Here is a 22,044-nt window from a genome sequence, read left to right as displayed (position 1 = left end):
CTTCCGAAGTGGGTCAGTTCCGTCGGCCGAGGAAGACCGTCAGGAGGCCGGTGACCACGAGCAGCGAGCCGGCCCGGGTCCACACCGAGGTCCGCTCGTGCAGCGGCGTGGAGCCGGCCGGCACGGTCAGCGGCCGGCCGAGGGCGTTGAAGGGGTACGCGATGGACAGCGGTACCCGGGCCGGGGTGGACATCCAGGCGACGGCGGAGATCGCGAACACGGCGGGGCCCAGCACCACCCAGGGGGTGGTCGCGGCGCGTACCGCCGGCGGGCCGCCGGCCTTGGCGGCGCCGGTGGCGGCGGCCCGCATGCCGTACTTGAGCATGATCTGGCCGGCTGCCGTGGAGAGGACCGCGAACAGCGGCAGCACCAGGCCGGGCGGGGTCAACGTCCGCCTCTCAGACGCCGACGCGGTGGGTGGAGGTGTCCACCGGGACGAACTGGCGGTTGAGGATGTCCTGGACATCGATGTGCTCCCCAGCGATGATCGTCCGCGCCGCATGCGGGGTGAGCAGTGCGACGTACTGGTAGCCGAAGAGGGTCGGGCGCAGGCGGGTCAGGAGCTTCGACACCCCGCCGAGGACCGTGGACAGCGGTCCGCCGCCGAGCACGGACCAGAAGGGCGCGCCGGTGGCGCCGATGGACAGCACGTCGTAGCCGGCGGCCCGCACGGTGCGGCGGAGGCTGGCGCGGCTGAAGAACCGCAGGTGGGTCTCGTCGAGGATGCCGCGCCGGTCGTAGTCGAAGATGCCGAGGGCGACGCGCAGCCGTGAGTACCAGTGGCCGAAGTTCGGTACGGACAGCAGGACGTGCCCGTCGGGGCGCAGGACGCCGCGCAGCTCGGCGAGCAGGCGTTCGGGGCGGGAGAGGTGCTCGATGACGTCGCCGGCGACGACGTAGTCGTACCCCTCGCCGATGTCCTCGGGGAGCCCCTCCTCCAGGTCGGCGAGGAGGAAACCGCCGGAGCACCTGTCCCGTACGCCTTCGACCTCGACGCAGTCGATGCCGGTGACCGTGTGGCCGAGGGCCTCCAGGCGTTCGGCGAACGCGCCGCCGGAGCAGCCGACGTCGAGGACCCGGCCGGGCGGCAGGCCGCGCATGCGGTCCAGGATGACGGCGTGCGAGGAGCCGTCGCCCTCCTTGAAGGCGTACTCGACGGGCTTGGGGATCCACCCGCACGTGCCGAACCCCTTCTTGGCGAGCCGGTACTCGAGGACGTCCTTGACGACGTCCTTGGCGTATCGCAGGCCGTTGACGTAGCAGATCTCGTCGCCGTAGTAGGTGGGGATGGGGATCTCGCGGATGCGCATCCCGGCGTCGGCCATCTGCACGATGATCTGGGTGTCGAAGTCGAAGGCGTCGGTGTTGCGCTCGATGGGCAGCCGTCGCAGGGCATCGACCTGGTAGGCCCGGTAGCCGGAGTGGAACTCGGTCAGCTCCGATCCGAGCAGCGCGTTCTCCAGCCGGGTCAGGATCCGGTTGCCGAGCCACTTGTAGAGCGGCATGCCGCCGCGCAGGGCGTCGCGGGGCCGCATCATCCGCGACCCGAACACGGCCTCGCAGTCGCCGCGCACGAGCGGTTCGACCATCTGCGGCAGCAGTTCGGGGGCGTACTGGCCGTCGCCGTGCAGCAGGACGACGATGTCCAGTCCGCGTTCGGCGGCGAGGGCGTAGCCGGCCTTCTGGTTGCCGCCGTACCCGAGGTTCTTGGTGTGCCGCATGACGACGGTCGGCGGCATCCCGTCGAGCTGGGACCAGCGGCAGCCGGCGGTGAACGTCGCGTCGTGGCTGGCGTCGTCGAGGATCAGGATCTCGGCGATCCTCGGCCGGAACTCGGCGGGGATCCGGTCGAGGGTCTTCTCCAGCGTCGCCTCCGCGTTGTACGCGACCACCAGGATCCCGATCCTGGGGCTGCTGCTTCGGCTGCTGTGGCCTTCCGTCACGGGCTTCTCCACTCTCGCGGGGGGATCGGGGCGGGTCAGTCGGCGTGGGGAGCGGGTGCGGCCCCGGCCCCGCCCCGTGCGTCGGGGCCCGCCCCGGCGGTCGCGGCGGGTGCCGGTGCGGCGGGGCCGGGGGCGGCCGGAGCGGCGCCGGGGGGCTCGGCGCCGGGCGCGGCGGCCGCGAGGGCTTCGGCACCGGCGGTCGTGGGGGCGTGCCGTGCCGGGGGGAGCACCGCCGCCGGGGCGGGTGGGCGCCCGGCCCGCAGGGTCGCCCGGACCGCCGAGGCGACGCACACGGCGAGGACCGCCCAGCCCAGGGCGCCGAAGGCCATCTCCGTGTCCGTCCAGTGCACCGGGCGCTGTCCGGAGTAGACCGACGCGGCGACGGAGCCGACGACGATCCCGTACGCCATGCCCTGCCACAGGCCGACGACGAACAGCCCGGCCGCCGGCCACGCCAGGTACTGGACGCCCGACGCGGTGCTCAGCAACAGCAACAGCCCGAGCGTGGTGGCGACGGCATGCGGCGCGTCGGCCGGGCGCCGCCACGCCAGCCAGACGCCCACGGCCATGATCGCGGCGACGATCAGGAAGTGGCCGTCGCCGCGCAGCATCTGGACGTACGGTTCGGGCACACCCGCCCAGCGGGCGAAGCGGACGAGGCCCCAGAAGCTGAAGTTGCCGCCCGCGTACTCCAGGACGTTCGCCTTGAGGCCGCCCGGCACGAGGGCGACGACCGGCCCCCACACGGTGAGGAACAGCGCGGCGAACCCGGCCGTGAAGCGCAGCAGGACGGGGCGGCCCCCGGCGCGCAGCGCGGTCGCGAAGAGCAGCGGCACGGCGACGACCGGGATGAGCTTGACGCTGACGCACAGCGCCGCCGCGAGCCCGGCCGCGACCGGGCGGCCCCGGTCGACGAGCAGGTAGGCGGCGGCGAACGCGAACATCACGGCGACCGAGTCGGTGTTGCCGTGGTAGCCGGAGGTGGCGACGAGCACCGGGCACAGCGCCGCGCCGAGCGCGCAGCACACGGCCGTGCGCAGCCGGGCGGCCCGTCGCCGCACGATCGCGAACACCAGCAGCACGGTGACGAAGTCGGCGAGACACGCCGGGAAGCGGATCAGGGGCCGCCAGGGCACCCCCTGCTGGGCGAGCCACTCCAGTCCCAGCAGCATCCAGCCGGCCAGCGGCGGGTGGTTGTAGACCGGCAGCCACGGCAGCTGCTCGGCGTAGACGCGTACCGGGTCCGTCCGGGCGATGGCCCGAGCGAACCCCCAGAAGAACCGCACGTCGGCGGGACCGCGCGTGTGTGCGGCGAGGGCCATTTTCGACAGGAACGCGACCAGCGCGACAGCGACGACGACGATCCGGGCTTTCCGTACGTCTCGGGACATAGACGACATTCGGACGTTCATGGTTGTCGAACGTAGCAATACCGACCATGCGTAGCGAAGCACCTATTAACACACTTACTAGGCACATCAGTTCACCGGATGGGTGCGGAATGGGCGTTGTGTGGGTGTTTCGGTACCGGGGCGGACTTGCCGAATCACACGTATGGCCCAGGAATCGACGTAATTCGTGGCGCTCAACTCTCGTTCACAACCTGCACCTTGTCCCCGTCAGCCCAGGCAGACAGGCAGGCCAGTGAAGTGAAAGCACTCGTACTCTCCGGAGGCGCCGGCACCCGGCTGCGCCCCATCACGCACACGTCCGCCAAGCAGCTCGTGCCGGTGGCCAACAAGCCGGTGCTCTTCTACGGGCTCGAATCCATCGCCGCCGCCGGAATCCGCGAGGTCGGCATCATCGTCGCCCCCGACACCGCCGACGAGATCCGGGCGGCCGTCGGCGACGGCTCGCGCTTCGGTCTCGTCGTGACGTACATCCCCCAGCACGCCCCGCTGGGCCTCGCCCACGCCGTACTGATCGCCCGCGAGTTCCTGGGCGACGACGACTTCGTGATGTACCTCGGGGACAACTTCATCGTCGGCGGGATCACCGACCTGGTCGAGGAGTTCCGCGCCACCCGCCCCGCCGCGCGCATCCTGCTGACGAAGGTGCCCGACCCGCGCGCCTTCGGGGTCGCCGAGCTCGACGTCGACGGGCGGGTGGCCCGCCTGGAGGAGAAGCCGGCGAGCCCCCGCAGCGACCTGGCGCTCGTCGGGGTGTACCTCTTCACCCCCGCCGTGCACCAGGCGGTGCGCGCCATCGAGCCGTCGGCACGCGGCGAACTGGAGATCACCGACGCCCTCCAGTGGCTCATCGACGAGCACCGCACCGTCACCTCGACCGTCGTCTCCGGCTACTGGAAGGACACCGGCAACGTGGCGGACATGCTGGAGGTGAACCGGTCCGTCCTGGAGCTGCTCAGCCCGTCCAACGAGGGGACCGTCGACGCCGCCACCGAGATCATCGGCCGGGTCCGCATCGGCGGCGGCGCCACCGTGCGGGGCTCGCGGATCGTCGGCCCGGTCATCATCGGCGCGGGCACCGTCGTGGAGAACTCGTACATCGGCCCCTCCACCTCCATCGCGGAAGACTGCCGCGTCACGGACAGCGAGATCGAGTACTCCATCGTGCTCAGCGGCTCCTCCCTGCACGGCGTGGGGCGCGTCGAGGCCTCCCTCATCGGACGTAACGTCGAGATCACCCCCGCCCCGCCCATCCCGGCCGCCCACCGCCTGGTGCTCGGCGATCACAGCAAGGTGCAGATCTCGGCATGAACACCGCCTCCCGTGTCCTGGTGACCGGCGGCGCCGGCTTCATCGGCTCGCACTACGTCCGTACGCTGCTGGGGCCCTCGGGCCCGCGCGGCACGGAGGTCACCGTCCTCGACAAGCTCACCTACGCGGGCAACCCCGCCAACCTGGACCCGGTGCGCGACCACCCGGGCTTCGCCTTCGTCCAGGGCGACGTCTGCGACCCCGTCCTGGTCGACAAGCTGGTCTCCGAGCACGACCAGATCGTCCACTTCGCCGCCGAGTCGCACGTCGACCGCTCGATCGCCGGCGCCGACGCGTTCGTACGCACCAATGTGCTCGGCACGCAGACACTGCTGGACGCGGCCGTGCGGAACCGTATCTCCACGGTCGTGCAGGTCTCCACGGACGAGGTGTACGGCTCGGTCGACACCGGCTCGTGGACCGAGGACCAGCCGCTGGCGCCCAACTCCCCGTACGCCGCGAGCAAGGCGTCGGCCGACCTGATCGCCCTGTCCCACCACCGCACCCACGGCCTGGACGTGCGCGTGACGCGCTGCTCCAACAACTACGGGCCGTACCAGTTCCCCGAGAAGGTCGTTCCCCTGTTCGTCACCCGGCTGCTGGACGGCGGCCGCGTGCCGCTGTACGGGGACGGCTCGCAACGGCGGGACTGGCTGCACGTCGACGACCACGTACGGGCCCTCGAACTGGTCCGCACCCGGGGCCGGGCCGGGGAGGTCTACCACATCGGCGGCGGCACGGAGCTGTCCAACCGGGAGCTGACGGACCTGCTGCTGGCGGCGTGCGGCGCGGACGGGTCCCGGGTGGACCACGTCGAGGACCGCAAGGGACACGACCGGCGCTACTCGGTGGACTGGACGAAGATCCGCGACGAGCTGGGATACCGGCCCGGCAAGGACTTCGCGACCGGACTGGCGGAGACGGTCGCCTGGTACCGGGACAACCGCTCCTGGTGGCAGCCCCTGCTGGACCGGGCGGCGCTGTGACCTGGGTCGTGACGGGCGCCGGCGGGATGCTGGGGCGGGACGTGCTGGCCTGCCTGGGGGACGGCGCGACCGGACTGACCCGGCACGACCTGGACGTCACCGACCGGGCGGCGGTGCTGGCCGCGCTGCGGGGGCTGCGCCCCTCCGTCGTCGTCAACTGCGCCGCGTGGACGGCGGTGGACGACGCCGAGTCGCGCGAGCCGGACGCGCTGGCGGTCAACGGGACGGCGGTGCGGCACCTCGCCGAGGCGTGCGCGCTCACCGGCAGCACCCTGGTCCACGTCTCCACCGACTACGTCTTCGACGGCCACGCGCGCGTGCCCTACGCCGAGCGCGCGGTGCCCGGGCCGCGCACGGCGTACGGGCGCACCAAGCTGGCGGGCGAGCGGGCGGTCCTGGAGGTCCTGCCCGAGCGCGGGTACGTGGTGCGGACGGCGTGGCTGTACGGGGCGGGCGGCGGCAACTTCGTCCGGACGATGATCCGGCTCGCGGCGGCCCGCGAGACGGTCGACGTGGTCGACGACCAGCGCGGCCAGCCGACCTGGAGCGCCGACGTGGCCGCCCGGCTGGTCCGGCTCGTGGGCGCGCCCCCCGGCGTCTACCACGCCACCAACGGCGGCGAGGGCACCTGGTGCGACCTGGCCCGGGAGACCTTCCGCCTGCTGGGCGCCGACCCGGCGCGCGTCCGCCCGGTCACGAGCGCGGCCTTCCCGCGCCCGGCGCCCCGCCCCGCGTACAGCGTGCTCGGGCACGCCCGCTGGCGCGAGGCGGACCTGCCGCCGCTGCGCGACTGGCGGGAGGCGCTGGCGCGGGCGTTCCCGGCCCTGCGGGCGGCCCCGCCCGGCTGAGGGCCGCCCGGCCGGACGGCCCGCCCGGCTGGAGGCCGCCCCGCCCGTCCGGGGCCGGACCGCCGCGCTCGCCGCCGGCTCCTCACGGCCGCCGCGCGGGGCGGAACAGCCACAGGGCGCCGGCGTTCAGGCCGGCGAGGAGCAGGCCGGCCGTGGCGACGGGCGACCAGCCGCGCCCCGCCACCAGGTCGTACGCGCACAGCGCGGTCAGCAGCAGACTCAGGACCAGTCCGGTCCTGGCGAAGCACCGGACGGCCCGCCCGGTCTCCGCGTCCAGCGTTTTCACCGGCCGGGTCATGGGATCAGCGGTTCATGGCGACGGTCGCGGGGTCGACCACCTGCCCGGCGGGCGGCTGGGCGACGTCGACCTTCTTGTTGTAGTCGGTGAAGAGCATCTCGCCGGGCGTCCTGCCGCCCTGCGACGTGGTCTTGAGGATGTACGGTTCGCCCTCCGTCGCCACGTACAGGGTGAGCTTCTCGCCGCCCGGCTGCCGCTTGTGGAGGGCGAGCGCCTCCTTGCCCTCGACGGTGGTGGTGGCGCCCTTCTCCATCCCCTTGCGCTGGGACTTGTCCCCGTCCAGCGCGGCCAGCGCGGCCTGCTTGTCGCACATCCCCTGGGTACCGGCCGTCTCGCCCGGCGCGCTCTTCACCCACTTGCCCTGGAGCTGGGCGACCGCCCTGCCGGTGCCCGGCTGCCCCTGGAGGGCGGTCTTCCAGAACCTCTCGTTGCCCTTGAGGTACACGGTCCGCCCGGTCTGCCGGACCTCGGCGGCGGCGCCCTGTCCGGACATCGTGCCGACGCAGTTGTCCTGCTCGTCGACCCGGAAGTCGACCGCGACGCTGCTCCCCCGCTGGTTGGCCGTGCCGGCCAGCCGGACCGACTCGGCGTCCCTGGTCGCCTCGACCGCCTTCGCCGCTATCTCGTCGGCGCTCTGCCCGCCGAAGGGCTGGTCCGGCCCGCTCTCGCCGCAGCCGGCGAGCCCGGTGACGCCCGCGCACACGAGGGCGGCCAGTAGGGCGTTCGTCCTCTTCCGGTTCTTCCCCATCACGACGTTCCTCCGCGGTTCCTCACGCTTCGCCGACGCGCCACGCGTCCGCGTCCTTCCCCTGCCCGGTCGCCCGGGCCTTTCCCACCCTTCCCGCGTCTCCGGCCGCGCCGACCGCCCCGGCCATGTGCCGCAGCCGGCGGTCACGGCGTACCGCGCTCCGGGTGAACCACCCCAGGAACACCGCCGAGAACACGGCGTAGCCGGCGGCCACCCGCCCGTCCGCCGTCAGGGCGACGCCCACCGCGACGAGCCCGATCAGCGCGTACATCCCGGCCGCCACCCAGCGCCAGTGCCGCGAGGCGTGCAGCCGGTGCGCCACCAGTCGCGCCATCGCCTCCCGCTCGCCCGGGTCCCCGGGCACCTCGCCGCTCCGCAGCTTCTGCTCCAGCGCCACGACCGTCCGGTCGGAGCCGCCGGTCACCCGCTTCTCCCTGTGCCGGCGTACGTGGACGACGGCGACCCCGCCGAGGGAGAGCACGGTGACCCGGACGAGCACCTGCCACCACGGCCGCCCCGGAGTGATCAGCATGATCAGCGCGCTGGCGGCGACGAGGGAGAGCAGGACCGTCGCCCACAGGTGCTCACCGAGCCACGCGTTGAGACGTCTCATCCCAACTCCCGGATATCCGAAGCTTCTTGACTTCGACCCGTGTGCCCGGGAAACGACCGGCCATGACAACCGGGGGCCGGGGCCGTTGCCTCCCCGGTCCGGGGGTACACGGGGGTGGCAAGTCCCGGACGAAAAGGAGACACGATGGCCGACTCGTCGATGAGGGCCGTGGGCTGGGCCCGGTGCTTCCCCGTGTCGGGCGGCATTCGGGCCGGGCGGAACTGGGCCCGTGAGCATCTGGAGTCGCTGGGGTGGACGGAGGACGACCCGGAGACGGTGGACGACGTCCTGCTCACGGTGTCGGAGCTGATCACCAACGCCCACGTCCACGCGCACAGTTCCGCGCAGCTCGTACTGACCTGGGACAGCCGGTGTCTGCACGTCAGCGTCCACGACGACGGCGGTGGGGTGCCCGCCCCGCGCAGTCCCGACACCACCTCACCGGGTGGCCGGGGCCTCGCCCTCGTCGACGCGCTGTCGGACCACTGGCACACGCACGCCCAGCAGCACGGAAAGACCATCACCGCCTGCTTCATCCCGGCGGGCGCCTCATGAGAACGCGGAAGGCCCGCCCCGAAACGGGGCGGGCCTTCCGCGTGCTGAAACGGTGATTCAGTGCCGGAAGGCGTCCTTGGCGTTTTCCTTCGCCTGCCGCAGATCACCCTTGGACTGCTCGGCGCGTCCTTCGGCTTCCACGCGCTCGTTGCCCGTGGCGCGCCCGAGCGTCTCCTTGACCTTGCCCTTGGCCTTTTCGGTCCGGGCCTGCGCCTTCTCGTCCGCTGCCATCGGAATCACACTCCCACACTATCGACTACGGGATTGCTGTGACGTGTTGCCGGAAATCCCGCGGCACAAACACGTGGAGGAAATCTTATTTCTGCCGTGTGATCTTCTTTATGCCGGGCACAAGCTGTCTCGGAGGTTGATAACCATGGTCCCGCTTCTTCTCGTTCTTCTTCTCGCCCTGATTCTTTTCGGTGCTGGTTTCGCCCTGAAGGTTCTCTGGTGGGTGGCGGCCATCGTGCTGGTCGTCTGGCTGGTCGGCTTCCTGGTCCGCCCCGCCGGTCACGGCGGCGCACGCGGCCGCTGGTACCGCTGGTAGCGCTTGCGGACACTGACAGCGCGTCACCCGGATGCCCGGGTACCACCTCGACCGAGGTGGTACCCGGGCATCCGGGCGTTCCGGGCGCGCCGGACGGGGGGCGGGATCAGTGGCGCGTCGCCGGGACGCGCGGCGGGGCGGCGGTCGCCGTGGCGTCGGCACGCAGCCCCGCGTACCAGTCCGAGCAGGCGTCGTACGACGGCAGCAGTCCGGCCCGTTCGGCCTCGGCGAGCGTGGGCGCGGCGGCGTCCTTCGCGGAGAGCACGGGGGTGAGGCCGGCCGGCCAGCCGATGGCGAGGTCCGGGTCGAGCGGGTGGACGCCGTGCTCGCGGGCGGGGGCGTAGCCCCGGGAGCAGAGGTAGACGACGGTCGCGTCGTCGGTGAGCGCCATGAACCCGTGGCCGAGCCCCTCGGCCAGGTGGACCGCCCGGTGCTCCCGGTCGTCCAGCCGCACCGCCTCCCAGGCCCGGTAGGTGGGCGACCCGGTGCGGAGGTCGACGACCACGTCCATGACGGCGCCGCGCACGCACGTCACGTACTTGGCCTGGCCCGGCGGTACGTCGGCGAAGTGCACGCCCCGCAGGGTGCCCCGGGTGGAGACCGAGCAGTTCGCCTGGGCGAGCCCGAGCCCGTACCCGGCCGCCTCGTGGAGTGCGGGCGCCCTGAACCACTCGTGGAAGCTGCCGCGGTCGTCCCGGAAGATCCGCGGCTCCATCACCCAGGCGCCTTCGATGCCCATCTCGCGCACGCTCGCCCACCGTCCTTTCGTGTCGGCAGGCTCAACCGCGCCGGGCGCCGGGCGTCACCGCGGGTGCCGCCGACCGGGTGACGTCAGGCCCGCAGCGCCGCGACCGCCGAGGCCGCCAGGTCGTCGAGGTACCCCTCCGGGAGCGGCGTGCGGACCACCACCAGGCGCCAGTAGAGCGGCCCGACGATCAGGTCCAGGGCTCGGTCCGGGTCGGCGCCCCCGGGCAGTTCACCGCGGGCGACGGCGTCGCGGACGACGAGCGCGGCCACGCCCTGCTGTCCGTCCAGCAGGGCCGCCTTGATGGTGTCGGCGATCTCGGGATGGCGGGCCGCCTCGACGAGGAGGTCCGGGATGACCTGCGAGGCGACCGGGTGGCGCAGCGCGTGCGCGGCGACCTCCAGCAGGGCGCGGACGTCCCCGTACAGCGAGCCGGTGGCGGGAGCGGGCAGGCCCTGGGCGGCGAAGGCGGTCAGCAGGTCGAGGACGAGCGACAGCTTGGACTTCCAGCGCCGGTAGACGGCGGTCTTGCCGACGCCCGCCCGCCGGGCGATGCCCTCGATGGACATCCGGGCGAAGCCGACCGCCGCCAGCTCCTCGAAGACGGCGGCGCGGATGGCTTCGGTGACGTCCTCCCGGAGTACGGCGGCTCCGGCGGGCTGCCGGCGGGGCGGCGGTGTGCTCATGCCCGGGATCATAGCGCCACCCCACGTGACGACGGGACGGTTGCGTTCCGACGTGGGGTCGCCCTACTCTCTCCGTAGCGACGAAACGGTCCCGTTCCGTCGCGCTCGCCGCACGCCGAGGGAGACCGCCTGGTGAGTACGCAGACACTCGCACCTCCTCCGGTGCGCCATCGCGAGGACGGCCGCGAGGAGGACCTCCGCGCGCTCGCCCTCCGGCACGGGCTCTCCGTCAGCGGGGCTCGGCCCTCCCTGCCCGACTACACCCGGCAGCTGTGGTCGAGGCGGCACTTCATCACCGCCTTCGCGACCGCCCGCCTCACCGCCCAGTACAGCCAGGCCCGGCTGGGCCAGGTGTGGCAGGTGATGACCCCGCTGCTCAACGCGGCGGTCTACTACTTCATCTTCGGCGTCCTGATGAACACCAGGGCCGGTGTTCCCGACTTCGTCCCGTTCCTGGTCACGGGCGTGTTCATCTGGACCTTCACCTCCAGTTCGATCACCGCGGGGACGCGCGCGATCAGCGGCAACCTGGGGCTCGTACGGGCCCTGCACTTCCCGCGCGCCAGCCTTCCGGTGTCGCTCGCGCTCCAGCAGCTCCAGCAGCTTGTCTTCTCGCTGTGCGCGCTGGTGCTGATCCTGTTCTGCTTCGGCGTCACACCCGGCTGGTCCTGGCTGCTGGCCGTCCCGGCCCTGTTCCTCCAGTCCCTGTTCAACACGGGCGTGTCGCTGGTGCTGGCGCGGCTCGCGGCCCGTACGCCGGACATCGCCCAGCTGATGCCGTTCCTGCTGCGCACCTGGATGTACGTGTCCGGGGTGATGTGGAGCGTCGAGCACGTCCTGGCGAACAACCACCTGCCGCACGCGGTGCTGCTGGTGCTGGAGTGCAACCCGGCCGCCGTCTACATCGACCTGGTGCGCTTCGCCCTCATCGACAGCTTCACCTCCGCCCAACTGCCGCCGCACGTGTGGGCGGTGGCGACCGGCTGGGCGCTGGTCGCCGCGGTGGGCGGGTTCATCTGGTTCTGGCAGGCGGAGGAGACGTACGGCCGTGGCTGACGCACAGACCGAGGAGCGGGTGCCGACCGTCGTCGCCGACGGGGTGCACATCACGTACACCGTCCAGGGCGCCGGCCGGGCGGGCCGGGGCAGCGCGACCGCCGCGCTGGGCCGGCTCCTCTCCCGTACCCGCACGGCGCCGGGCACCCGGACGGTCCATGCCGTCAAGGGCGTCAGCTTCGCCGCGTACAAGGGCGAGGCGATCGGGCTGATCGGCTCCAACGGCTCGGGCAAGTCCACCCTGCTCAAGGCCATCGCCGGGCTGCTCCCCACCACCGGGGGCCGGATCTACACCCAGGGCCAGCCGTCCCTCCTTGGGGTGAACGCCGCCCTGATGGGCGACCTGACCGGCGAGCGCAACGTCGTCCTCGGCGGCCTCGCGATGGGCATGTCGCGCGAGCAGGTCCAGGAGCGGTACCAGGAGATCGTCGACTTCTCGGGGATCAACGAGAAGGGCGACTTCATCTCGCTGCCGATGCGGACCTACTCCTCCGGCATGGGCGCCCGGCTGCGGTTCTCCATCGCCGCCGCCAAGTCCCACGACGTCCTGCTCATCGACGAGGCGCTGGCCACCGGCGACGCGAAGTTCCAGCGCCGCAGCCAGGAGCGCATCAGCGAGCTGCGCCGGGAGGCCGGGACGGTCTTCCTCGTCAGCCACAGCAACTCCACGATCCGCCAGACGTGCGACCGGGCGATCTGGCTGGAGGCCGGACGGCTGATGAAGGACGGCCCGGCGGGGGAGGTCGTTGACGCATATGAAGCACACACCAGGAAGAAATAGGCCATAGCGGGCTAAAGTGCCCAGCGATGACCATCTCCAGGATCAGCGCACGCCGCACGCCCATCTTCACGGACCGGTCCTCCGCTCTGCCGCTGACCGCCGTGTGGGCCTTCACGCGCGCCGGGATGCTCCTGCTCCTGTGGCGGGACACCCTCGGCATCGGCGGGATCGGCCGCGAGGTCTACCTGCTGTACCGGCACTGGTACCAGCACCTCTCGCAGGGCACGTTCCCGCCCGACGACGTCACCTGGCAGTACCCGCCCGGCGCGGGACTGGTGTTCCTGGCCCCGGGGCACGTCCCGGAGCTGACGTACTACCAGGCGTTCGTCGCCCTCACACTGCTCGCCGACGCCGTGGTCGCCCTCGCCCTCGCGCGGGCCGGGAGCAGCGGGGCGTGGCTGTGGGTGAGCGGCCTGCCGCTGCTCCTGCACCTGCCCCTGGCGCGGTACGACGTCCAGGTCACCGCCCTCGCGGTGCTCGGTCTGCTGGCGCTGCGGGGCGGGCACGCCCGGCTGGGCGGCGCGCTGGCAGGGCTGGGCGCCATGGTCAAGGTGTGGCCGCTGCTGATCCTGCTCGGCACGCCGCGGGGGTACCTCACGCGCCGCGCGTGGAGCTCGGCGCTGGTGGCGGCGGGCGTGCTGTTCGCGGTCCTCGCGCTCGGGTTCACGCACACCCTGGACTTCGCGCGCCAGCAGGGCAGCCGGGGCGTGCAGATCGAGTCGGTCGGCGGCACCGCCCTGTCGCTGGCGCGGCTGGCCGGGTGGTGGCCCGGGGAGGTGCGGTACCGGTACGGGGCCTTCGAACTGTCCGGGCCGTACGCCTCCAGCGTGGCCCACTTCGCACTGCTGCTCACCGCGCTGGCGTTCTGCTGGCTGCTGGTGTGGCGGGTGCGGTCGTGGCAGTGGAGCGCGGCGACCCCGGTGGACGCCGCGTTCACCGCGGTGCTGCTGTTCACCGTGACCAGCCGGGTGATCAGCCCCCAGTACATGGTGTGGCTGCTGGGCCTCGGGGCGGTGTGCCTGACCTGCCGGGACACCAGCCAGCGGGCGGTCGCGCTGCTGATGCTGCCCGCGGCGGCGCTCAGCGCGCTGGCGTACCCCGTGCTGTACGACGACGTCATCACCGTCACGCCGCTCGGCTGCCTGGTGGTGGCCCTGCGCAACGCGCTGCTGGTGGCCGCCGCGCTGCTGTCGTGCCGGCGGCTGTGGGCGGAGACCGTGCCGGGGCCGCCGTCGCTCAAGGGGCTGTGACACACGCGAAGGGGCGCCTCGCCGGTCCGGCGGGGCGCCCCTTCGTCACGTACCCCCGGGGATCAGCTGTGCGTCCGCAGCAGGGTCCGCATCGTGCGCATCGCCACCGACAGGTTCGCCAGGTCGAACGCGTCCGAGCCCTGGATCTCCTCCAGCGTCGTGCGCGCCCGGCCGAGGATCGCGGCGTTGCGCTGCTCCCAGGCCGTGAACCGCTCCTCGGGCGTCGAGGTGCCGTTCCCGGCGGACAGCACGTCCGCGGTGAGCGCCGCGTGCGCCGCGTACAGGTCCTCGCGGATGGAGGCACGGGCCATCGACTGCCAGCGGTCGGCGCGCGGCAGTTCGATGATCCGGTCCATCAGCTGGGTGATGGAGAGCCGGTCGGCCAGGTCGTAGTAGACCTCGGCGACCGCCATCGGGTCCTTGCCCGTCCGGTCCGCGATCGCGACGATGTCGAGCGTCGGGAACGCGGAGGAGAAACCGGCCACCCGCAGCGCCAGCTCCTCCGGGACGCCCGCCGACGTCAGCTCGGCGACGATCGACTCGTACCACTCCAGATCGGCGCCGCGCAGCATCTGCGGCAGCTTCGCCCAGACCTGCTCCACGCGCTCGGCGAAGAACTCGACGGTCTCGGCGAGCTGGACCGGCTGCGGCCGGTTGCCCAGCAGCCAGCGCGTACCGCGCTCGACCAGGCGACGCGAGTGCAGCCGGATCCGGGTCTGGACGTCCGCCGCGACCTTGTTGTCCAGCGCCTCGACGGCGTCCCACACCTCGCTGAGCCCGAAGATCGCGCGGGCGGCGGTCTGCGCGCGGACGATCTCCTCGATCGACGCGCCGGTCTCCTCCCGCAGCCGGTGCAGCAAGGTCGAGCCACCGGTGTTGACCACGTCGTTGACCAGCACCGTCGTGATGATCTCGCGGCGCAGCGCGTGGGCGTCGATCTGGTCGGCGAACTCCTCGCGCAGCTTCGACGGGAAGTACGCGTGCAGCAGTTCGCGCAGGTACGGGTCGTCCGGCAGGTCGGTGTGGATCAGCTCGTCCGCCACCGTGATCTTGGTGTACGCGAGGAGGACGGCCAGCTCGGGCTGGCTGAGGCCCCGGCCGGCGTTGAGCAGCTCGCGGATCTGGCGGTCGTTGGGCAGGAACTCCAGCGCCCGGTCGAGCCGGCCCTCGCGGCCCAGGCGGCGCATGAAGCGCTGGTGGGCGTGGAGGAGCGACGCGGACTGCTTGACGGCGTTGGCGAGCGCCACGTTCTGCGCGTAGTTGTTGCGCAGGACCAGGGAGCCCACCTCGTCGGTCATCTCGGCGAGGATCTTGTTGCGCTGCTTGACGGTCATGTCGCCGTCGGCGACCAGGCCGTTGAGCAGGATCTTGATGTTCACCTCGTGGTCGGAGGTGTCCACGCCCGCGCTGTTGTCGATGGCGTCGGTGTTGACCTTGCCGCCCTCGCCCTCCGGACCGCCCTTCCGGGCGAACTCGATCCGGCCGAGCTGGGTCAGGCCCAGGTTCCCGCCCTCGCCGACGACCTTGACCCGCAGGTCCTCGCCGTTGACCCGGATGGCGTCGTTGGCCTTGTCGCCGACGTCGCCGTGCGACTCGGTGGTCGCCTTGACGTACGTACCGATGCCGCCGTTCCACAGCAGGTCCACCGGCGCCTTGAGGATGGCCTGCATCAGCTCGGCGGGGGTCAGCTTGGTGACCGTCCCCTCGATGCCGAGGGCCGCCCGCATGTGCCCGTTGACCGGGATCGACTTGGCCGTACGCGGGTGGATGCCACCGCCCGGGGACAGCAGCCCCTTGTCGTAGTCGGCCCAGGAGCTGCGCGGCAGCTCGAACAGGCGGCGCCGCTCGGCGTACGAGACGGCCGCGTCCGGGTTCGGGTCGATGAAGATGTGCCGGTGGTCGAAGGCCGCGACCAGCCGGATGTGCTCGCTGAGCAGCATCCCGTTGCCGAACACGTCACCCGACATGTCGCCGACGCCGACGACCGTGAAGTCCTGCGTCTGCGTGTCGTGGCCGAGCTCCCGGAAGTGCCGCTCGACCGACTCCCAGGCGCCGCGGGCGGTGATGCCCATGCCCTTGTGGTCGTAACCGGCCGAACCGCCGGACGCGAACGCGTCGCCCAGCCAGAAGCCGTACGCGACGGCGACCTCGTTGGCGATGTCGGAGAACGTCGCGGTGCCCTTGTCGGCGGCGACGACGAGGTACGTGTCGTCCTCGTCGTGCCGGACGACGTCCGCCGGCGGGACGACCTCGCCCGCCACCATGTTGTCGGTGATGTCGAGCAGCGCCGAGATGAACGTCCGGTAGCTGGCGATGCCCTCCGCCAACCAGGCGTCCCGGTCGACGGCCGGGTCCGGCAGCTGCTTGGCCACGAACCCGCCCTTGGCGCCCACCGGCACGATGACGGTGTTCTTCACCATCTGCGCCTTGACCAGGCCGAGGATCTCGGTACGGAAGTCCTCGCGCCGGTCCGACCAGCGCAGGCCGCCTCGCGCGACCTTGCCGAAACGCAGGTGGACACCCTCGACACGCGGCGAGTACACCCAGATCTCGAACGCGGGGCGCGGCGCCGGCAGGTCGGGGATGGCCTGCGGGTCGAACTTCATCGACACGTAGTCGTGCGGCGTGCCGTCCTCCTTCTTCTGGAAGAAGTTGGTGCGCAGCGTGGCCTTGATGACCGTGAGGAAGGACCGCAGGATCCGGTCCTCGTCGAGCGAGGCGACCTGGTCCAGCGCACCGTCCAGCTCCTCCAGCAGCCCGTCGATCAGCTCGGTGCCGGCCCGCTGCCGCTCCGGCGACATCCGCGCCTCGAAGAGCGACACCAGCAGGCGGGTGGTGTGGACGTTGTGGCGGAGGGTGTCCTCCATGTAGTCCTGGCTGAACGTGGAACCGGCCTGGCGCAGGTACTTGGCGTACGCCCGCAGCACCATCGCCTGGCGCCAGCCCAGTCCGGCGCTGAGCACCAGGGCGTTGAACCCGTCGTTCTCCGCGCGGCCGGTCCAGGTGGCGGCGAACGCCTCCTGGAACCGCTCACGGGCGTCGTCGGCGAGGTAGTCGCCGGAGCCCGCGCCCGCGCCGTGCGGCATGCGCATGCCGAAGTCGTAGATCCACGCCTGGGTGCGGTCCGCGCAGCGCAGCTCGTACGGCCGCTCGTCGACGACCTCGACGCCCAGCCGGTTGAGGACGGGCAGGACGGCGGACAGGGAGATCTGGGCGCCGGTCTTGTAGATCTTGAACCGGCGCTCGCCCGGGCCCGCGCCGACGGGCTCGTACAGGGAGAGCGCGAACTCCTTCTCCCCCCGGATCAGCTGCTCCAGGTGGGTGAGGTCGGCCACGGCGGCGCGCGGGGTGTGGTCGGCCTTGTAGCCCTCGGAGAAGGAGTTGCCGTACCGGCGCAGCAGCTCGGCGGCGCGCTCCTCGCCCAGCTCGGCGTTGAGCGCCTCGGCGAAGCCGTCCTCCCAGGAGCGGGCGGCCTCGACGAGCCGGGCCTCGATGCGCTCGGAGTCGGCGTCGGTGAGCGGGGTCAGCTCGGTGCCCTGGGGGACGCGGACCACGAAGTGGAGCCGGGAGAGGATCGACTCGGTGTTCCAGGCGGTGAAGTCGACGCTGGTGCCGCCGAGCTCCTCCTTCAGGATGTCGATGATCCGCAGCCGGACGGTGGTGTTGAAGCGGTCCCTCGGCAGGTAGACGAGCGCGGAGTAGTAGCGCCCGTACTCGTCCTGGCGGAGGTAGAGCCGCAGCTTGCGGCGCTCCTGGAGGTAGAGCACGCTCGTGGCGATCGACTCCAGCTGGTCGACCGGCGTCTGGAACAGCTCGTCGCGCGGGTAGGTCTCCAGGATCTGGAGCAGGTCGCGCCCGTCGTGGCTGTTGGGCGAGAAGCCCGCCTTCTCCAGGACCTCGGCCACCTTGCGGCGGATCACCGGCACCCGGCGCACGGACTCCGTGTAGGCGGCGGACGAGAACAGGCCGAGGAAGCGGCGCTCACCGACGACGTTGCCGTCCACGTCGAACTTCTTCACCCCGACGTAGTCGAGGTAGGACGGCCGGTGCACGGTGGAGCGGCTGTTGGCCTTGGTCAGGATGAGCAGCTTGTGCTCGCGCGCCTTGGCGCGGGCGTCGCGCGGCAGCCGGTTGAAGGACGGCGAGACGGGGTGTGCCTCGTCGTCGCTGTGGTGCGGGTCGGAGCGGAGGATGCCGAGGCCGGTGCCGGGTACGGCGGCCAGCGCGTCGTCGCCGGTCAGCTCGTACTCGCGGTAGCCGAGGAAGGTGAAGTGGTCGTCGGCCAGCCAGCGCAGCAGCTCGCGGGCCTCCTCGACCTCGGAGTCGCGAAGGTCGTCGGCGATCGGCTCGCGGGGGAGGTCGTCGGCGATGCGCAGCGCGGCGTCGCGCATCTTCTCCCAGTCCTCGACCGTCTCGCGGACGTCGGACAGGACGCGCAGCAGGTCGGCGGTGATCTGCTTGAGGTCTGCGCGGTCGGTCTCGCGGTCGATCTCGACGTGGATCCAGGACTCGGTGAGGGCGTCGTGCGTGGCCTTCTCGTCACCGCTGTCGGGGAGCACCTCGATGAGCTTGCCGGTCACGTCGCGGCGGACGACGACCTGCGGGTGGATCACGACGTGGATGCCGCGGCCCTGCCGGGACAGCTCGTTGGTCACCGAGTCCACGAGGAACGGCATGTCGTCCGTGACCACCTCGACGACGGAGTGGCTGCACGTCCAGCCGTTCTCCTCGACGGTGGGCGTGTGCACCCGGACGCTGGCGGTGCCCTGGGGACGGTTCTCGGCCAGCCGGTAGTGGGAAAGGGCCGCGCCGAAGATGTCGACCGGGTCGCGGTCCGCGAGGTCCTCGGGGGCGGTGTGCAGGTAGTAGCGCTGGAGGTATTCGAGGACGATGTCCTGGTCCGGACGCCCCGCGTCCTCGGTCCCAGTCTGGAGTTGCCCCCCGACCGGGCTGTTCTCAGCTACCCGGGCGGCCCGTTCGAGCAGCTCGGCCTTGGCTTCGTCCAGCTTGGTCTGCATGTCCTCTGGCTCCTGTCGCGCGCCGTTGCGTGACGTAGGTGAAAGAAGTGACACAACGCCACGACGCGGGGTATCCGGTCGGAAACGACGTTATGCCGCGATGAGAGATGTCCGGGCCGTTATTGGCCAATTCTGGCGGCCGGGCCGGATGGAACGGGTCAGCGATCGTCCGGGCACGGTGGCACTCCGGACGCCGGCCGGGGGCTCCGCTGCCCCCATGGCGTATCGCGCTGATCACGGGTCCAGGCTATCGCTCCTGCCCCTGGGGCCGTCATGAGCCGTATGTGTACAAAAGCAGGCCCCGAAGTTTGACACTCTGGACAGCGACACGTCTCCTGATGGCACACACCTCGCACCACCTCCCAGCAGAGGCAGGCAGTGATGACCGTGAAGATCCTGATCGTCACCGGCGACGCGGCGGAATCCCTTGAGGTCCTGTACCCGTACCAGCGACTGCGCGAGGAGGGGTACGAGGTCCACGTCGCCGCCCCTGCCCGCAAGCAGCTCCGCTTCGTCGTCCACGATTTCGAGCCGGGCTTCGACACGTACACCGAGAAGCCGGGCTACACCTGGCCGGCGGATCTGGCGTTCTCCGAGGTCGAACCCAGCCGGTACGCCGCCGTGGTCATCCCGGGCGGCCGGGCTCCCGAGTACCTCCGTAACGACGCCGAGCTGCGCAAGATCCTGAAGTCCTTCTTCGATGCCGACAAGCCGGTCGCCCAGATCTGTCACGGCCCCCTGCTGACGGCCGCGGTCGGCGGCCTGGACGGCCGCCACGTCACCGCCTACCCCGCCCTGGAGCTCGACATGCAGGCCGCGGGCGCCACCTTCCAGGACACCGAGGTCGTGGTCGACGGCACCCTGGTCTCCGCCCGCGCCTGGCCCGACCACCCGGTCTGGATGCGCGAGTTCCTCAAGGTCCTCCGCGGCACGTCCCCCGCGAACTGACGGCCGCCGCGCGCCGGCCGCGCGCGGCGGAAGGGCCCGCGTCCCCGCGGCAGGACCCGCATCCCCGCCGCGCCGGCCGCGCCGCACGGGCGGTGCGGCGGTGCGGGCGGTGCGGCGGTGCGGGCGGGAACCCTCACCCCGCGCAGGTGCCCGCCCGGGGTTACGCCGCCAGCTCCTCCGCGACCGCCACCGCCTCCGCCAGGGTGTCCACGACCGGTACGCCGACCACCTCCAGGCTGGCCCGGCTGTGCGACCCACCGGTGTACAGCACCGCCTTCGCCCCCACGTGCGCCGCCGCCACCGCGTCGTCCGCCGCGTCCCCGATCACCACGATCCGCTCCGGCGGCACGTCCTTGAGCGCCACCAGGTGCCGGACCATGTGCTCCGCCTTGCCGGTCGTGGAGGCGCCGGTCCGCCCGTCCACCCGGACGAACCGCTCCTCTATGCCGTGCCGCCGCACGATCGGCAGCAACTGCTCGTGCGGGGCCAGCGACAACAGCGACTGGGTCAGCCCGGCGGCCTGACGCGCCGCGAGCAGCTCGGCGGCACCCTGCGCCAGGCCGCACACCTCGGCCCGCACCCAGTAGTGGCGGTGGAAGGCCTCGTCCATCACGAGCCACTCCGCCTCGGTCGGCAGCCGCCCCATCAGCTGCTCGTAGAAGAGCGGGACCGGCACCCGGTACAGCTCCCTGTACCGCGCGAGCGTGATCGGCTCCAGGCCGATCTCCTCGAACGCGGCGTTCGTCGCCCCGATCACCGCGTCGATGTCATCGAGCAGTGTGCCGTTCCAGTCCCACACCAGGTGGGTGCCGCGCTTCCCCATGCCCAAAAGGTACCGGCAGCGTCCGACAACGGACCCCGCCGTCCCCGGCCGGCCCGGTCAGCCGATCAGCGCGGGGATCTCCTGCACCCCGAACCACAGCAGTTCGTGGTCCTCCGCCCCGTCCACCACGAACTGCGCGTCGTCGTCCCCGTGGTCCGCCGCGCCCAGCGCCTCCGCCGCGGCGGCCACGTCCGCCTCGGCGTCGTCCGCGTCCGCGTGGACCGCCGCCGCCTTCGCCAGCGCCACCGCCCGCGCGATCCGCACCTCGCCCACCGACGAGGGGTCCAGCGACCCGTCGGGGTCGGCGACCGCCGCCCCGTCGGGTACGTCGACGGCCACGACGACCCGGCGCCGCGCCGCGGACGGATCGGCGGCCAGCATCCGCAGCGACGCCGCCGCCGCGCGGTTGAGCGCCGCGTACTCCAGCTCCTCGATGTCGTCCGACACGTACCACTCCCGCAGACCGGGCGTAACGGCGTACGCGGTCAGCGGGCCGGGGCCCAGCTCGCCCGCCTTGTGCGCCTGTGCGAGACCGGGGAGGGTCAGGGGGACGTAGACGCGCATGGCAGGTCGCTTTCGTAGTCGGGAGACGACCTCAGGATACGTGCGGAGTCCCCCTTCCGGGCCGGTGGCCGCCGGACCGTCCCGTCCACCCCACGCCTCGTGTCACCCGGCCCACCGCCGTGAACAGGCCCCCGACGTCACTCTGATAGGTGATCGGCCGATGAACTCGCCACCGGCCCGGGCACGGATTGCGGGCCCGCTCCCGGACCCCGTAGAAGATCACCAACGCAAGTTACCGCCCGGTAGAAAACCGGGTCCCACGCCACGGGGGCGATCACCATGAGCACCACCGCAACCAGGACGACGTCCGGCCCGGCCCGCCGCCGGAACCAGCGCGGCCCCGGCACGGCCCGGCCCGGCTCACCCCGCCCGGCCGCCGGCCCCACCACCGCACGCACCACCACGGACCGCACCGCCACCGCCCGCACCACCGCGACCGGCACCGCCACCGCCCCGCCGGCCCGGGGGCCGATCCCGCCGCACATCCTCTTCGCCGAGCGGCTGCTCGCCGTCCTCAGCGGGGAGCGTCCGGTCCACTGGATGCTCGGCCAGACCGTCGGCGACGCGTACGACCAGCTGATCCGGCTCGCGCCCACCACCCCCCTGCGCGCCCGGGGCGCACGTCCCGTGATCCGGCGCTGTGGCGGCTTCCCGCTGCGCCCGGGCGTGGTCGAGGCGTTCGCAAGCATCGCGGCGGGCGAGCAGGTCCGCGCGATGGCGTTCCGCCTGGAGCAGGGCACCGACCGCAAATGGCGCTGCGCCGCCGTGGAGCTCGGCGGCGAGCGCCTCTGACCGCACGAAAAACGGGGCCGGGGGGGGGGAGCCCCCCCCCCCCCCCACCCCCCCCCCCCCCCCCCCCCCCCCCCCAGAGGGGGACTCTTCTTGCTCCCCCCCCCCCCCTTCTCCCTCCCCCCC

At 72.2% G+C, this 22,044-nt stretch carries 22 protein-coding genes; 10 read left to right on the top strand and 12 right to left on the bottom strand.

The genetic code is table 11. From position 1 onward, the window contains the following. Positions 1-13: 13 nt before the first annotated feature. The 3 genes from AC07DW_RS18700 to AC07DW_RS18690 are packed head-to-tail and all read right to left on the bottom strand — an operon-like array spanning position 14 to position 3,334. The gene (locus tag AC07DW_RS18700) at positions 14-388 is read right to left on the bottom strand and encodes a hypothetical protein (protein WP_478858751.1); all 375 of its coding nucleotides are present in this window, start codon (positions 386-388) and stop codon (positions 14-16) included. A 10-nt stretch (positions 389-398) separates the two neighbouring features. Next, positions 399-1,943, bottom strand: coding sequence for a methyltransferase domain-containing protein (locus AC07DW_RS18695; protein WP_478858750.1), 1,545 nt, complete (start codon positions 1,941-1,943; stop codon positions 399-401). Between the two features lie 35 nt (positions 1,944-1,978). Beyond that, positions 1,979-3,334, bottom strand: a complete 1,356-nt coding sequence (locus AC07DW_RS18690) for a glycosyltransferase family 39 protein (RefSeq protein WP_478858749.1) — start codon at positions 3,332-3,334, stop codon at positions 1,979-1,981. Between the two features lie 258 nt (positions 3,335-3,592). On the opposite strand from AC07DW_RS18690, the gene AC07DW_RS18685 reads away from it, so the two are divergent. From AC07DW_RS18685 to rfbD, 3 genes are read left to right on the top strand one after another with little or no spacing between them, the layout of a single operon-like run. Next, a complete protein-coding gene (locus AC07DW_RS18685) occupies positions 3,593-4,663 on the top strand; it encodes a glucose-1-phosphate thymidylyltransferase (protein ID WP_478858748.1) in 1,071 nt (356 codons plus the stop codon). Next, a complete protein-coding gene (gene rfbB, locus AC07DW_RS18680) occupies positions 4,660-5,649 on the top strand; it encodes a dTDP-glucose 4,6-dehydratase (protein WP_478858747.1) in 990 nt (329 codons plus the stop codon). The genes AC07DW_RS18685 and rfbB overlap by 4 nt, the downstream gene beginning before the upstream one ends. After that, entirely contained in the window at positions 5,646-6,497 is an 852-nt protein-coding gene (gene rfbD / locus AC07DW_RS18675) for a dTDP-4-dehydrorhamnose reductase (protein WP_478858746.1), read from the top strand. The genes rfbB and rfbD overlap by 4 nt, the downstream gene beginning before the upstream one ends. An 82-nt stretch (positions 6,498-6,579) precedes the next feature. On the opposite strand, the gene AC07DW_RS18670 is transcribed toward rfbD, so the two are convergent. From AC07DW_RS18670 to AC07DW_RS18660, 3 genes are read right to left on the bottom strand one after another with little or no spacing between them, the layout of a single operon-like run. Next, a complete protein-coding gene (locus AC07DW_RS18670; protein WP_478858745.1) occupies positions 6,580-6,783 on the bottom strand; it encodes a hypothetical protein in 204 nt (67 codons plus the stop codon). Positions 6,784-6,799: 16 nt separating this feature from the next. Then, positions 6,800-7,543 (bottom strand): hypothetical protein, encoded by a 744-nt coding sequence (locus AC07DW_RS18665; protein WP_478858744.1) that lies wholly within the window; start codon positions 7,541-7,543, stop codon positions 6,800-6,802. Between the two features lie 22 nt (positions 7,544-7,565). Then, entirely contained in the window at positions 7,566-8,156 is a 591-nt protein-coding gene (locus AC07DW_RS18660) for a hypothetical protein (protein ID WP_478858743.1), read from the bottom strand. Positions 8,157-8,300: 144 nt separating this feature from the next. Between AC07DW_RS18660 and AC07DW_RS18655 the strand changes: the two genes are divergently transcribed. Further along, complete coding sequence (locus AC07DW_RS18655) at positions 8,301-8,711, top strand: ATP-binding protein (RefSeq protein WP_478858742.1); 411 nt, start codon at positions 8,301-8,303, stop codon at positions 8,709-8,711. A gap of 57 nt (positions 8,712-8,768) precedes the next feature. On the opposite strand, the gene AC07DW_RS18650 is transcribed toward AC07DW_RS18655, so the two are convergent. Beyond that, positions 8,769-8,942, bottom strand: a complete 174-nt coding sequence (locus AC07DW_RS18650; RefSeq protein ID WP_478858741.1) for a CsbD family protein — start codon at positions 8,940-8,942, stop codon at positions 8,769-8,771. 145 nt (positions 8,943-9,087) lie between these two features. On the opposite strand from AC07DW_RS18650, the gene AC07DW_RS18645 reads away from it, so the two are divergent. After that, complete coding sequence (locus AC07DW_RS18645; RefSeq protein WP_064072138.1) at positions 9,088-9,258, top strand: hypothetical protein; 171 nt, start codon at positions 9,088-9,090, stop codon at positions 9,256-9,258. A 106-nt stretch (positions 9,259-9,364) separates the two neighbouring features. On the opposite strand, the gene AC07DW_RS18640 is transcribed toward AC07DW_RS18645, so the two are convergent. After that, the gene (locus tag AC07DW_RS18640) at positions 9,365-9,997 is read right to left on the bottom strand and encodes a dTDP-4-dehydrorhamnose 3,5-epimerase family protein (protein ID WP_478858833.1); all 633 of its coding nucleotides are present in this window, start codon (positions 9,995-9,997) and stop codon (positions 9,365-9,367) included. A 92-nt stretch (positions 9,998-10,089) separates the two neighbouring features. Beyond that, positions 10,090-10,689, bottom strand: a complete 600-nt coding sequence (locus tag AC07DW_RS18635; RefSeq protein ID WP_478858740.1) for a TetR/AcrR family transcriptional regulator — start codon at positions 10,687-10,689, stop codon at positions 10,090-10,092. Between the two features lie 132 nt (positions 10,690-10,821). Here AC07DW_RS18635 and AC07DW_RS18630 point away from each other — a divergent pair, with 132 nt between their 5' ends. Genes AC07DW_RS18630 through AC07DW_RS18620 form a run of 3 tightly spaced genes read left to right on the top strand, consistent with a single transcriptional unit; the run spans position 10,822 to position 13,776 of the window. Next, positions 10,822-11,745, top strand: a complete 924-nt coding sequence (locus tag AC07DW_RS18630) for an ABC transporter permease (protein ID WP_478858739.1) — start codon at positions 10,822-10,824, stop codon at positions 11,743-11,745. After that, complete coding sequence (locus AC07DW_RS18625) at positions 11,738-12,526, top strand: ABC transporter ATP-binding protein (protein WP_478858738.1); 789 nt, start codon at positions 11,738-11,740, stop codon at positions 12,524-12,526. Before AC07DW_RS18630 ends, AC07DW_RS18625 begins: the two co-directional genes overlap by 8 nt. Positions 12,527-12,552: 26 nt before the next feature. Beyond that, positions 12,553-13,776: a glycosyltransferase 87 family protein gene (locus tag AC07DW_RS18620; RefSeq protein WP_478858737.1), complete on the top strand. Its 1,224-nt coding sequence runs from the start codon at positions 12,553-12,555 to the stop codon at positions 13,774-13,776. A gap of 62 nt (positions 13,777-13,838) precedes the next feature. Here the strand turns inward: AC07DW_RS18620 and AC07DW_RS18615 are convergent, their stop codons facing one another. Continuing rightward, positions 13,839-18,794: an NAD-glutamate dehydrogenase gene (locus AC07DW_RS18615; protein ID WP_478858736.1), complete on the bottom strand. Its 4,956-nt coding sequence runs from the start codon at positions 18,792-18,794 to the stop codon at positions 13,839-13,841. A 381-nt stretch (positions 18,795-19,175) separates the two neighbouring features. On the opposite strand from AC07DW_RS18615, the gene AC07DW_RS18610 reads away from it, so the two are divergent. Next, positions 19,176-19,742, top strand: a complete 567-nt coding sequence (locus tag AC07DW_RS18610) for a DJ-1/PfpI family protein (protein WP_478858735.1) — start codon at positions 19,176-19,178, stop codon at positions 19,740-19,742. Positions 19,743-19,902: 160 nt separating this feature from the next. On the opposite strand, the gene AC07DW_RS18605 is transcribed toward AC07DW_RS18610, so the two are convergent. Both AC07DW_RS18605 and AC07DW_RS18600 read right to left on the bottom strand, forming a co-directional pair. Next, the gene (locus tag AC07DW_RS18605; protein WP_478858734.1) at positions 19,903-20,565 is read right to left on the bottom strand and encodes an HAD family hydrolase; all 663 of its coding nucleotides are present in this window, start codon (positions 20,563-20,565) and stop codon (positions 19,903-19,905) included. 57 nt (positions 20,566-20,622) lie between these two features. Beyond that, positions 20,623-21,129, bottom strand: coding sequence for a DUF6912 family protein (locus AC07DW_RS18600; protein WP_478858733.1), 507 nt, complete (start codon positions 21,127-21,129; stop codon positions 20,623-20,625). Positions 21,130-21,408: 279 nt separating this feature from the next. Between AC07DW_RS18600 and AC07DW_RS18595 the strand changes: the two genes are divergently transcribed. Next, a complete protein-coding gene (locus AC07DW_RS18595; protein ID WP_478858732.1) occupies positions 21,409-21,921 on the top strand; it encodes an Rv3235 family protein in 513 nt (170 codons plus the stop codon). Positions 21,922-22,044: the final 123 nt, after the last annotated feature.

Source organism: Streptomyces sp. NPDC045701 (genome assembly GCF_056432045.1).
This window is presented reverse-complemented; position numbering and strand designations above follow the sequence as displayed.

What these genes read in the sequence shown, in the direction of transcription:
- AC07DW_RS18665 (WP_478858744.1), bottom strand. Translation starts at nt 7,543, where the DNA reads ATGGGGAAGAACCGGAAGAGGACGAACGCCCTACTGGCCGCCCTCGTG.
- AC07DW_RS18610 (WP_478858735.1), top strand. Translation starts at nt 19,176, where the DNA reads ATGACCGTGAAGATCCTGATCGTCACCGGCGACGCGGCGGAATCCCTT.
- AC07DW_RS18635 (WP_478858740.1), bottom strand. Translation starts at nt 10,689, where the DNA reads ATGAGCACACCGCCGCCCCGCCGGCAGCCCGCCGGAGCCGCCGTACTC.
- AC07DW_RS18645 (WP_064072138.1), top strand. Translation starts at nt 9,088, where the DNA reads ATGGTCCCGCTTCTTCTCGTTCTTCTTCTCGCCCTGATTCTTTTCGGT.
- AC07DW_RS18690 (WP_478858749.1), bottom strand. Translation starts at nt 3,334, where the DNA reads ATGTCCCGAGACGTACGGAAAGCCCGGATCGTCGTCGTCGCTGTCGCG.
- AC07DW_RS18640 (WP_478858833.1), bottom strand. Translation starts at nt 9,997, where the DNA reads ATGGGCATCGAAGGCGCCTGGGTGATGGAGCCGCGGATCTTCCGGGAC.
- AC07DW_RS18655 (WP_478858742.1), top strand. Translation starts at nt 8,301, where the DNA reads ATGGCCGACTCGTCGATGAGGGCCGTGGGCTGGGCCCGGTGCTTCCCC.
- AC07DW_RS18660 (WP_478858743.1), bottom strand. Translation starts at nt 8,156, where the DNA reads ATGAGACGTCTCAACGCGTGGCTCGGTGAGCACCTGTGGGCGACGGTC.
- AC07DW_RS18620 (WP_478858737.1), top strand. Translation starts at nt 12,553, where the DNA reads ATGACCATCTCCAGGATCAGCGCACGCCGCACGCCCATCTTCACGGAC.
- AC07DW_RS18605 (WP_478858734.1), bottom strand. Translation starts at nt 20,565, where the DNA reads ATGGGGAAGCGCGGCACCCACCTGGTGTGGGACTGGAACGGCACACTG.
- rfbB (WP_478858747.1), top strand. Translation starts at nt 4,660, where the DNA reads ATGAACACCGCCTCCCGTGTCCTGGTGACCGGCGGCGCCGGCTTCATC.
- AC07DW_RS18595 (WP_478858732.1), top strand. Translation starts at nt 21,409, where the DNA reads ATGAGCACCACCGCAACCAGGACGACGTCCGGCCCGGCCCGCCGCCGG.
- AC07DW_RS18650 (WP_478858741.1), bottom strand. Translation starts at nt 8,942, where the DNA reads ATGGCAGCGGACGAGAAGGCGCAGGCCCGGACCGAAAAGGCCAAGGGC.
- AC07DW_RS18600 (WP_478858733.1), bottom strand. Translation starts at nt 21,129, where the DNA reads ATGCGCGTCTACGTCCCCCTGACCCTCCCCGGTCTCGCACAGGCGCAC.
- AC07DW_RS18615 (WP_478858736.1), bottom strand. Translation starts at nt 18,794, where the DNA reads ATGCAGACCAAGCTGGACGAAGCCAAGGCCGAGCTGCTCGAACGGGCC.